The organism is Pseudomonas sp. PB106, from assembly GCF_009764645.1.
Taxonomy (GTDB): domain Bacteria; phylum Pseudomonadota; class Gammaproteobacteria; order Pseudomonadales; family Pseudomonadaceae; genus Aquipseudomonas.
The window spans coordinates 1-10,287 of the sequence record NZ_RWIM01000076.1 but is presented as its reverse complement, the minus strand read 5'-3'; the positions used below and the strand labels follow the sequence as shown (position 1 = coordinate 10,287).

Here is a 10,287-nt window from a genome sequence, read left to right as displayed (position 1 = left end):
TGTTTGGCTGCGCCAAACGGTCGCTGCGCTCCCACGCCCGGATCAATCCCTCCACTCAGCCTGCCGACGGGCTCTAAGATCAAAAGCGGTACTCGAGCTTGCGCTCATTGTGTTGAGTGGGGCGGCTGCGCCGCATGGGGGGTTCACAGTTTGAAATTGCAGGAGTCGGCCTTGCAGTCGACCAATCTCTGGCAGGTGGATGCAGTTCAAACTGTGGGAGCGAGCTTGCTCGCGAAGACCTCTTCCCGGCCAGTCAATCTTTCTCGGATGTATTCAAGTGACCGTCTCCAAGCGCAACACTTGGAAACGATCAGTCTTCACCCGATCAATTCACGTCGCCACATTCAAATACTTGCCCACCGACGCGGTGTTTTCCAGCGAGTACTGTTTGCTCAAGTTGGCAATCATGCGGTTCAGCGCTTCAGTCGTGCTCTGGGTCGAGGCGGTTTGCTCGTCATCCGGTTGTTCACGCCCCGCCTGCAAAGCCGCTTTCAGTTCATCGCTGCTGACGCCGCCGCTGCTGTCGCTGTCCAGAACCTTGAGCAGTGCTGCGCTGGTGTCAGTGCTGGTGGTTGAGGTTGTGCTGGCGCTGGTTTGCAATGCGCTGCTGAGCTCGGTCGCGCTTACGCTGCCGTCGCCGTCTGCATCGAGTTGGCTGAACAGTTCGTCACTGTTCACTGGCGGCGGAGGCGGTGGTGGCGGGGTCAGGCTGGCGGTGAGTTCGTCCTGGCTGACGGTGCCGTCCTTGTTCTTGTCGAGGGCGGAGAAAATTTCGTTGCTGTCGGCGGTGCTGCCGGCGCTGGTCAAGCCGCTGCTCAGTTCGTCGCTGCTGATAGCGCCGTCGCCGTCGGTGTCGAGGGCGCTGATCAGGGCGTCGGCGAGTTCGGTGTTCGGCGCTTGATCTTGTGGCGGTGGCGGAGGGGGCGCCATGGCGGTCATTTCGTCGGCGCTGAGGCTGCCGCTGGCATCGCTGTCCAGATCACCAAACTGCTTGCTCAGACTGACCAGCAAGCCATCGTCGGATTTTTGCGACAAAGCGCTTTTCAGTTCGTCTTGATCCACCGCGCCGTCGGCGTTGCTATCGAGCTTGGCGAACAGTTCTTTTTGCAGTTGCGTGCTGCGCGCGTTCTGGGTCGCGCTGGTGCTGGTGCTGGTATAGCTCGTGTAGTTGCTGACGCTACCGATCATGGGCTCACTCCTTGGACTGGAAAACCGGTGGGTGTACCGGCTTATGCAGCGTCAGGGTGCAAGGTGTCGGGGGTATGTGAGGTTTGTACCGGGTGGTACACAGATGCAATGAACGCCGCTGAACCCCTGTGGGAGCGAGCTTGCTCGCGAAGACGCCGGTACATTCAACTTCGATGTTGAATCAGCCGATGCCTTCGCGAGCAAGCTCGCTCCCACAGTCGATTGTGTGTTTCTCAGGTGCGCGGCAGGCGAATGACGGCAGTGAGGCCGCCGCCCGGGGTTTCTTCCAGATTCAATTGTCCGCCCAGACGCTGCGCTGCCTCGCGGGCAATGGTCATGCCCAGGCCGACGCCGCCGGAGTTGCGGTTGCGCGAACCTTCCAGTCGGTAGAACGGCTCAAACACCGCTTCGCGTTTGTCGGCGGCGATCCCCGGGCCGTGGTCGATCACACGAATCAGCAATTGCTCGCGCTGATCCTGCAATTCGATTTGCGCCTGCCCGGCATAGCGCAAGGCGTTATCCATCAGATTGTTGAGGCACGAGCGCAGAGCCATAGGCTGCACCGGCAATGGCGCGCAGTGGCCGCTGACCTGCACGTCGGCGCCCTGATCCTGCGCATTCTCGCTGAGCGATTCGACCAGCGCCTGCACGTCCATCATTTGCACGGCTTCACTGGTGCGCTGTTCGTGCAGGTAGGTCAGCGTGGCGTCGAGCATGCCGATCATGTCGTCGAGGTCCTGACGCATCTGACCCTGCAGCCTCTCATCGCTGATGTTTTCCAGGCGCAGTTTCAGGCGTGACAGCGGAGTGCGCAGGTCATGGGAGACTGCGCCGAGCATGCGCGCGCGTTGTTGGACCTGCTCGCGAATGCGTTGCTGCATCAGGTTGAAGGTGTGCGCCGCTTGCCGTGCTTCGCGCGGGCCGGACTCGTCCAGAGGCGGACTGTCGAGGTCTTCGCTGAGGCGTTCGGCGGCGTCGCTCAGGCGCTGAATCGGCCGACTGAGCAGTTTCGCGCCGTACCACGCAGCGATCATCAATGTGATGAATTGAAAGGTCAGCGGCACCACCGGACCACCGAACCACGGACGCGGGGGCCGTGGCGGATAGCGCGGATCTTGCGCCATCGGTTGGCCGTCCGCGTCTTGGGTGAAGGCTGGTGGCGGTGGAGGTGGAGGAGGGCCGTAAAGGTGGAACCAGGTGAATGCCAGCAAGTGCGCCAGGACAATCGCCACGAACAGCACGCCAAACAGGCGACCGAACAGCGTATCGAAGCGCGCTCGCATCAGCCGATGTCCCGTGCGTCGAACAGGTAACCCTCACCGCGTACGGTTTTGATCAACTGCGGGGCTTTCGGATCGTCGCCGAGCTTCTGCCGCAGGCGCGACACCAATAAGTCGATACTGCGGTCGAACGCTTCGATCGAACGCCCACGGGCGGCGTCGAGCAGTTGTTCGCGGCTGAGCACCCGGCGCGGTCGCTCGATGAACACCCAGAGCAAACGGAATTCGGCGTTGGACAGCGGCACCACCAGACCATCGTCAGCGATCAATTGGCGCAGGACGCTGTTCAGTCGCCAGTTGTCGAAACGAATGTTGGCCCGTTGCTCGGTCCGGTCATCGCGCACGCGGCGCAGGATGGTCTGGATGCGGGCGACCAGTTCACGCGGCTCGAACGGCTTGGCCATGTAGTCATCGGCACCCAGTTCGAGGCCGATGATGCGGTCGGTGGGTTCGCAGCGCGCGGTGAGCATCAGGATCGGGATGTCCGATTCGGCGCGCAGCCAGCGGCACAGCGACAGGCCGTCTTCGCCAGGCAGCATCAGATCGAGTACCACCACATCGAAGTGTTCGGCCTGCATCGCCACGCGCATGGCCGCGCCGTCGGTGACACCGCTGGCGTGGATGTTGAAGCGGGCGAGGTAATCGATCATCAGCTCGCGGATCGGCACGTCATCGTCGACGATCAGCGCGCGAATGCTCCAGCGCTTGTCGTCTTTTGGCTCATCCGTCGCGGTCGTTTGGTTGTTGTGCATGGGGCTGTTCGTCTGCCAGTAGGCCGCCAACCACAAAGATGGGCTGCGAGGTTGTGGTTTCAGCATAGGCGTCCTGCCGTGAGGCGGGAAGTGCTGATGTAAGGGCGTGTTGCGGCTGGCGAGGCTAGCGCGGGCGCGTGTTGGCGGCATGTCGGTTGTGTATCGGAATCGACACAATAGCAGCGGACGCTATGCTGATCACGGTTGGCGCGACGATTTACCGATCATCGGGTGCCGCGCCGCCGCCGGTTCCGCTACAATGCGCGCCGATTTCGACCTGCCTGAGAGCCCATTCATGTCCGCCTGCCAGACTCCTATCATCGTCGCCCTGGATTTTCCCACCCGTGACGCCGCACTGAAGCTGGCCGACCAGTTGGACCCGAAGCTGTGCCGGGTCAAAGTGGGCAAGGAACTGTTCACCAGTTGCGCCGCCGAAATCGTCGGCACCCTGCGTGACAAGGGTTTCGAAGTATTCCTCGACCTGAAATTCCACGACATTCCCAACACCACCGCGATGGCTGTGAAAGCCGCTGCCGAGATGGGGGTGTGGATGGTCAACGTGCACTGCTCCGGTGGCATGCGCATGATGGCCGCTTGCCGTGAAGAGCTGGACAAGCGCAGCGGCCCGCAGCCATTGCTGATCGGCGTGACCGTGCTGACCTCGATGGAACGCGAAGATCTGGCGGGCATCGGTCTGGACATCGAGCCACAAGAGCAAGTGCTGCGTCTGGCCGCACTGGCCGAGAAGGCTGGCATGGACGGCTTGGTGTGCTCAGCACTGGAAGCCACTGCGCTGAAAACCGCACACCCATCGTTGCAATTGGTGACCCCGGGGATTCGTCCGGCGGGCAGCGCGCAAGACGATCAGCGCCGCATCCTGACCCCGCGTCAGGCGCTGGATGCCGGTTCCGATTATCTGGTGATTGGCCGTCCGATCAGCCAGGCGGCTGATCCGGCACAGGCATTGGCTTCGGTCGTAGCCGAAATCGCCTAAAGATCGCAGGCTTCGGCAGCTCTTACGGGTTATGTGAACACCTGTAGGAGCTGCGGCACGTTGCGATCTTTTGATCTTCGGTTTTAAACTTTCAACACCAACTTGCCAAAGTTCTCGCCGCTGAACAGTTTCATCAGCGTCTCTGGAAAAGTCTCCAGGCCTTCGACGATGTCTTCCTTGCTCTTGAGCTGCCCCTTGGCCATCCAGCCGGCCATTTCCTGCGCTGCGCTGGCGTATTGCGCCGCGTGATCCATCACCACGAAGCCTTCCATCCGCACACGGTTGACCAGCAGTGACAGGTAGTTCGCCGGGCCTTTGACCGCTTCTTTATTGTTGTACTGGCTGATGGCGCCACAGATGACGACCCGGGCCTTCATGTTTATACGGCTCAACACCGCGTCAAGAATGTCGCCACCGACGTTATCGAAGTACACGTCAACGCCTTTCGGGCATTCGCGTTTGAGACCGGCCACGACATCTTCGGATTTGTAGTCGATGGCGCCGTCGAAACCCAGTTCATCGATGAGAAATTTGCACTTGTCGGCACCGCCGGCAATGCCGACCACACGGCAGCCTTTGATCTTGGCGATCTGCCCGGCAATGCTGCCCACCGCGCCCGCTGCCCCGGACAAGACCACGGTGTCGCCAGCCTTCGGGGCGCCCACATCGAGCAGGGCGAAATACGCGGTCATGCCGGTCATGCCCAGTGCCGACAAATACACTGGCAGCGGTGCCAGTTTCGGATCGACTTTGTAGAAACCTCTTGGCTCGCCGAGGAAATAATCCTGCACGCCAATGGCGCCGTTGACGTAGTCCCCGACCGCAAATCCAGGATTGTTCGAGGCAATGACTTTTCCTACGCCCAGTGCGCGCATGACTTCGCCGATACCGACCGGCGGGATGTAGGACTTGCCCTCGTTCATCCAGCCGCGCATGGCCGGATCAAGGGACAGGTATTCGTTCTTGACCAGAATCTGCCCCGCAGCAGGCTCGCCGACCGGCACTTCCTGATAGGTGAAGGTCTCACGGGTGGCGGCGCCCACCGGGCGTTTGGCGAGCAGGAACTGGCGATTGGTCTGGCTGGTCATGGCAGGCACTCGAACGAAATGAAGTGTTGTTGATAGACCTTCAGCCGCCATGTCGCAAGGTCAGCGGGCGCGGCGAATGCAGGTCGATCCAGAGCGGTGATAGTACACGGCATGGTTTTATCACTGCCACGCATGGGCGGGTAAACAGCCTTCTGATAGTGCTGACGCCGGGCCAACCCCAATGGCTATGCTGCAATGCGACACACCCCCAGCATCTTTGCGTTCGAGGACATAACAATGAGCATGACGTTTTCCGGTCAGGTTGCCGTAGTCACGGGTGCGGCCAACGGCATCGGCCGAGCGACCGCGCAGGCATTCGCCGCCGAAGGTCTGAAAGTGGTGGTGGCCGATCTGGATGCGGCAGGGGGCGAGGGCACGGTGGCACTGATTCGTACAGCCGGTGGCGAAGCGACCTTCGTGCGCTGCAACGTGACCGTCGAAAGCGAAGTGAAAAATCTGATGGACGAGGTGATCAATACCTACGGCCGTCTCGACTATGCCTTCAACAATGCCGGCATCGAAATCGAAAAGGGCAAACTGGCGGACGGCTCGATGGACGAGTTCGACGCCATCATGGGCGTCAACGTCAAAGGCGTCTGGCTGTGCATGAAGTATCAGTTGCCGCTGTTGCTGGCCCAGGGCGGTGGGGCAATCGTCAACACGGCGTCGGTGGCCGGGTTGGGCGCAGCGCCGAAGATGAGTATTTATGCGGCCTCGAAACATGCGGTGATCGGCCTGACCAAATCGGCCGCCATCGAATACGCGAAGAAGAAAATTCGCGTCAATGCCGTGTGCCCGGCGGTGATCGACACGGACATGTTCCGCCGTGCCTATGAAGCCGATCCGAAGAAGGGCGAGTTCGCCAACGCCATGCATCCGGTCGGGCGTATCGGCAAGGTCGAGGAAATCGCCAGTGCCGTGCTGTATCTGTGCAGCGATGGCGCCGCGTTCACCACAGGCCATTCGCTGGCCGTGGACGGTGGCGTGACCGCATTCTGAAAAACCACAACAAAGGAACCCGCTTTCTTGCGGGTTTTTTTATGCCTGGCGTTTAGTTCGGTGAATCCGCTAAACAATGTGTATCAAATAGTTAGATCGAGCCCTTTTGACGGCGTTGTCGCACAGCCTGTCCGGCGCAGCTGTGATTTACTGCCGCCAGCAAAACGGACAGGAGTTTGCTTGCTCATGGAATTGAGAATTGACCGACAGGCAATGGTGCCGGTCGTGCAGCAGATTGTTGACGGGGTCATTGACTGGATAGCGCGAGACGCGGTGGCGCCGAGTACCCATTTGCCCTCCGTGCGACAGATCGCGCGCTCCAATCTGCTGAGCCAGTCGTGCGTGGCGCAGGCGTGCGAACGGCTCGTGGCCCAAGGCGTTCTGGCCTCCCGTCAGGGAGCAGGATTCATGGTGGCGGCGTCGCCTCCACTGGCGCCCGGCAATCACCGTCGGGTGGGCAGCGAAGGTGCGCAAGGTGTCCGTGGCTTCGGCGCATGGCTGAAACTTGGCGAGGGTGGCCTGCCCGAAAACTGGCGGGAGTCCGATGACCTCAATTACGCGATTCGTCAGGTCGCGCGAACCGACATGGCCAGCCTGTTCAGCTACAGCTCGCCGTTGGGATTGCCAGCGTTGCGCGAGCAAATTGTCAAACGCCTCGGCCTCATCGGTATCGATGCGTGCGAACAACAGGTGCTGACCACCAGCGGTGCCAGTCACGCCCTGGATCTGCTGGTCAGAACGCTGCTCAAGGCCGGTGACTACGTGGTGGTGGAAAGTCCGGGTTACGCGCCGCTGTTCGATCTGCTGCGGATGCACGGCGTGCACTTGCTGGAAGTGCGCCGTACCCCCAGCGGTCCGGACACCGAAATGCTCGAGGCGTTGCTGGAAAAATTCCGTCCGGTGGCGATGTTCATCAACAGTCACCATCACAACCCGACGGGCAGCTGTTTGACGCAGTCTGTGGCACAACGGATTTTGCAGTTGTGTGCAACCCACGGCTTGCGACTGGTAGAAGACGATGTCTACGCCGACATGCATCACGGCAATGGCGTGCGGCTGGCGGCACTGGATGCACGGGTGATCTACGTCGGCAGTTTCTCCAAGACACTCAGCAGCTCACTGCGGGTCGGGTTCGTGCTGGCTGATGACCAACTGATTGCACATCTGGGCCAGGTCAAAATGGTCACCAGCCTGGGCGTTTGCCAATTTGCGGAAGCGGTACTGGCCAGTCTCCTGGCCAGCGGTGCCTATCGCAAATTGGTGCAGCGCCAACGTCAGCGTTTGAATACCGATCGTGCCGCTGCCCTGCAAGCGCTGGAAGACGCCGACTGGGAGGTGTTCGGCAAACCGGTCGGTGGCCTGTTCATTTGGGCACGACCATCCCTGACCGATCCCGCCCGGCTGCACAGGACGGCACAGTGCAGTGGCGTGGAGTTGCCGCCGGCGAGTGCGTTCAGCCCTAGCGGCGAGATCACCGAGTGGCAGCGCATCAATGTCGCGCATGCATGCGATCCACGGGCCCGGCAGTTTTTTCGCAACACCCGCGCGGATCGACCTCAAACGTTCTGAAAACGACGGGGACGTAGCTTTTCGCCATTATTCCGACGCCAGAGACTTGTGCTGTCGGATGGCCGTTGCGAATCTTCGTCTACAGACTATGGCAGGGGGCTTCGCGCAATGATTTCGGCCGTGCAAGGACGTTTTGCCAACCTCGGTATGGCGAAAAAACTGGGGATCGGGTTTGTGCTCGTGCTGTTGCTGACGGCGCTGGTGGCGGCCATCGGTGTCTGGTCCCTGCAAACCATCAGTCAACGCTTTGATGGCCTCAAACAGATGTCTTCGCTCAATAGCGGGTTGCTCAGGGTGCGCCTGCTGGAGCAGGACTATGCCCTGCACGCCAACCCGAAAACCGCCGATACCCTGCGCGAAGGTGTCGACGGCCTGATCGCCTTGGCCGATCAGCTCAAGGCGCAGTCGCCGGCCAACGTCGCGGTGATGAATGATGTCCAGCTATCGCTGGGGGCTTACCGCAAGGCCTTCGATGAATTCGTGTCGCTGACTCAGGCCAAGGACCTTGCGCTGGAAATGGCCAGTTGGTCGGTCTCCAGTGTGGCCAATAACCTCGACGTGCTGCAGGCCGGACTCGCCGACGACGGCGCATATACCTTGAAAGACAGTGAAGGCAAGGACGGTGCGCAGTTCATCGAACAGGCCAATCAGGTCAGCCAGGTTTCGCGGTTGATGCTGCAAGCGATGAACGAGGCCCGGGTGCGTCTGGATCAAAGCCGCAAGGGCGATGCCGACAGCGCCGGCAAGGGCAATATCGAGCAAGCAGCACAGGCGCAGGCGCAGGCGGAAGAACTGAAGTCCACGGTCAAGGATGAGGGCTACCTCACTGTGCTCAATGAGGTGTCCGGACACATCGCCGGGTTCAACGACAAACTGGCCGAGTACACCGGTTTGCTGGCTCAGGAGAAAACCGTTTACGAACAATTGCATCAACGTGCGAGTCAGGTCGTCGAGCGCGTCGATCAGGCGTATGTCGCTGAAGACGCGGCGATGCAGGCTGAACTGAAGAAAAACTCGGTGCTGATCATAGGCTCTTCAGCGCTGGCGCTGTTGGTCGGGCTGATTGCCGCGTGGGTCATCACGCGCCTGATCGTCGCGCCACTACGCAGCGTGATTCAGGTGGCGCAGCAGATCGCCGCCGGTGATTTGAGCGCAACCGTCGCGGTGACTCGGCGTGACGAAATCGGTCAACTGATGCTGGCGATGCAACAGATGGGCGCGGGGTTGAGCACGATTGTCAGCGGTTTGCAGGCGGGTATCGAACAATTGGCCAGCTCGGCGCAGTCGTTGTCGGCGGTGACCGAGCAGACCAATCTTGAGGTCAGCAGCCAGAAGGAGGAAACCGAGCAGGTCGCCACGGCCATGAACCAGATGACAGCCACCGTGCATGACGTTGCGCGCAACGCCGAAGAAGCGGCGCTGGCGGCGCAGACGGCGGACGACAAAGTGGAAAGTGGCCAGCAGGTGGTGCGACAGAGCATGGCGCGGATCGAGCAATTGGCGGATTCGGCGACGTCGGCCAGTTCGAGCATCGAGAGCCTCAGTGCGCAAATCCAGAATATCGGTACCGTGCTTGAAGTGATCAAGAGCGTGGCGGAGCAGACCAATCTGTTGGCCCTTAATGCGGCGATCGAGGCGGCCCGGGCAGGCGAGCAGGGCAGGGGCTTTGCGGTGGTGGCCGATGAGGTGCGGGCTTTGGCGCGGCGTACGCAGCAATCGACCGAGGAGATCGAGCGGCTGGTCAGTGCGTTGCGCGCGGCGGCGCACTCGTCGGTGCAGCAGATCCAGGGCAGTGGGGAGTTGGTGAAGCTGGCGGTGAGTGATGCGCTGCAGACCGAAAGTGCGTTGGGGAGTATTGCGGCGGCAGTGTCGTTGATCCAGCAGATGAATCAGCAGATTGCGGCGGCGGCGGAGCAGCAGAGTTCGGTGGCGGAAGAGATCAATCGCAGTGTGACGAGTATCCGGGCGAGTGCTGATCAATCTTCGTTGGCGATGCGCGGGAATGCGGCTTCGAGTGTTGAGCTGGCGCAGTTGGGCGGGGAGTTGCGTGGGATGGTTGGGCATTTTCGGCTGTGACGCTTTGGACTTGGCGGCCTTTGGGCCGACCATGCGCTTGGGGGGTTGGGTGCATATCTGGTTCTGCGGGTGTTGCTGATTACGGTTCCGCCCTTACGGCGGGTCACTTTGGCAAACGCCCCAAAGTAACCAAAGGTCTGTGCCCTGACGTTCGTCCCGCTCGCTGGGGCTCGGGGTTCCTTCGCTCCGGGATCGATCCGGGCGCAGCGCCTATGGTTTGCTTCGCTGCACCTCCTCTCGCTGTGTTTGGCTGCGCCAAACGGTCGCTGCGCTCCCACGCCCGGATCAATCCCTCCACTCAGCCTGCCGACGGGCTCTAAGATCAAAAGCGGTACTCGAGC

8 protein-coding genes and 1 pseudogene are annotated in these 10,287 nt (G+C 61.0%); 5 read left to right on the top strand and 4 right to left on the bottom strand.

Going from position 1 to position 10,287, the window contains the following annotated elements:
• Nucleotides 1-330: 330 nt before the first annotated feature.
• The 3 genes from xopAW to EJA71_RS09815 form a co-directional block, all read right to left on the bottom strand.
• Complete coding sequence (xopAW, locus tag EJA71_RS09825) at nucleotides 331-1,188, bottom strand: XopAW family type III secretion system calcium-binding effector (RefSeq protein WP_158956368.1); 858 nt, start codon at nucleotides 1,186-1,188, stop codon at nucleotides 331-333.
• Between the two features lie 233 nt (nucleotides 1,189-1,421).
• Nucleotides 1,422-2,471: a HAMP domain-containing sensor histidine kinase gene (locus EJA71_RS09820; protein WP_158956366.1), complete on the bottom strand. Its 1,050-nt coding sequence runs from the start codon at nucleotides 2,469-2,471 to the stop codon at nucleotides 1,422-1,424.
• On the bottom strand, nucleotides 2,471-3,220 hold the full coding sequence (locus EJA71_RS09815; RefSeq protein WP_158956364.1) for a response regulator: 750 nt from the start codon (nucleotides 3,218-3,220) through the stop codon (nucleotides 2,471-2,473). Before EJA71_RS09815 ends, EJA71_RS09820 begins: the two co-directional genes overlap by 1 nt.
• A gap of 295 nt (nucleotides 3,221-3,515) precedes the next feature.
• On the opposite strand from EJA71_RS09815, the gene pyrF reads away from it, so the two are divergent.
• Nucleotides 3,516-4,214 carry an orotidine-5'-phosphate decarboxylase gene (pyrF, locus tag EJA71_RS09810; RefSeq protein WP_162483045.1) on the top strand — a complete coding sequence of 233 codons (699 nt, stop codon included), beginning with the start codon at nucleotides 3,516-3,518 and terminating at the stop codon, nucleotides 4,212-4,214.
• A gap of 83 nt (nucleotides 4,215-4,297) precedes the next feature.
• Here the strand turns inward: pyrF and EJA71_RS09805 are convergent, their stop codons facing one another.
• On the bottom strand, nucleotides 4,298-5,302 hold the full coding sequence (locus tag EJA71_RS09805; RefSeq protein WP_158956362.1) for an NADP-dependent oxidoreductase: 1,005 nt from the start codon (nucleotides 5,300-5,302) through the stop codon (nucleotides 4,298-4,300).
• 237 nt (nucleotides 5,303-5,539) lie between these two features.
• On the opposite strand from EJA71_RS09805, the gene EJA71_RS09800 reads away from it, so the two are divergent.
• From EJA71_RS09800 to EJA71_RS27790, 4 genes and pseudogenes are all read left to right on the top strand, one after another.
• Entirely contained in the window at nucleotides 5,540-6,301 is a 762-nt protein-coding gene (locus tag EJA71_RS09800; RefSeq protein WP_016983635.1) for an SDR family oxidoreductase, read from the top strand.
• A 186-nt stretch (nucleotides 6,302-6,487) separates the two neighbouring features.
• Nucleotides 6,488-7,870 (top strand): PLP-dependent aminotransferase family protein, encoded by a 1,383-nt coding sequence (locus EJA71_RS09795; RefSeq protein WP_158956360.1) that lies wholly within the window; start codon nucleotides 6,488-6,490, stop codon nucleotides 7,868-7,870.
• 108 nt (nucleotides 7,871-7,978) lie between these two features.
• A pseudogene (locus EJA71_RS27795) lies at nucleotides 7,979-9,085 on the top strand (HAMP domain-containing protein); the annotation flags it as partial.
• The gene (locus tag EJA71_RS27790; RefSeq protein WP_371925655.1) at nucleotides 9,065-9,946 is read left to right on the top strand and encodes a methyl-accepting chemotaxis protein; all 882 of its coding nucleotides are present in this window, start codon (nucleotides 9,065-9,067) and stop codon (nucleotides 9,944-9,946) included. The pseudogene EJA71_RS27795 and the gene EJA71_RS27790, both read left to right, overlap by 21 nt.
• Nucleotides 9,947-10,287 lie beyond the last annotated feature (341 nt).

What these genes read in the sequence shown, in the direction of transcription:
- EJA71_RS09820 (WP_158956366.1), bottom strand. Translation starts at nt 2,471, where the DNA reads ATGCGAGCGCGCTTCGATACGCTGTTCGGTCGCCTGTTTGGCGTGCTG.
- EJA71_RS09815 (WP_158956364.1), bottom strand. Translation starts at nt 3,220, where the DNA reads ATGCACAACAACCAAACGACCGCGACGGATGAGCCAAAAGACGACAAG.
- EJA71_RS09795 (WP_158956360.1), top strand. Translation starts at nt 6,488, where the DNA reads ATGGAATTGAGAATTGACCGACAGGCAATGGTGCCGGTCGTGCAGCAG.
- EJA71_RS27790 (WP_371925655.1), top strand. Translation starts at nt 9,065, where the DNA reads ATGCTGGCGATGCAACAGATGGGCGCGGGGTTGAGCACGATTGTCAGC.
- pyrF (WP_162483045.1), top strand. Translation starts at nt 3,516, where the DNA reads ATGTCCGCCTGCCAGACTCCTATCATCGTCGCCCTGGATTTTCCCACC.
- EJA71_RS09800 (WP_016983635.1), top strand. Translation starts at nt 5,540, where the DNA reads ATGAGCATGACGTTTTCCGGTCAGGTTGCCGTAGTCACGGGTGCGGCC.
- EJA71_RS09805 (WP_158956362.1), bottom strand. Translation starts at nt 5,302, where the DNA reads ATGACCAGCCAGACCAATCGCCAGTTCCTGCTCGCCAAACGCCCGGTG.
- xopAW (WP_158956368.1), bottom strand. Translation starts at nt 1,188, where the DNA reads ATGATCGGTAGCGTCAGCAACTACACGAGCTATACCAGCACCAGCACC.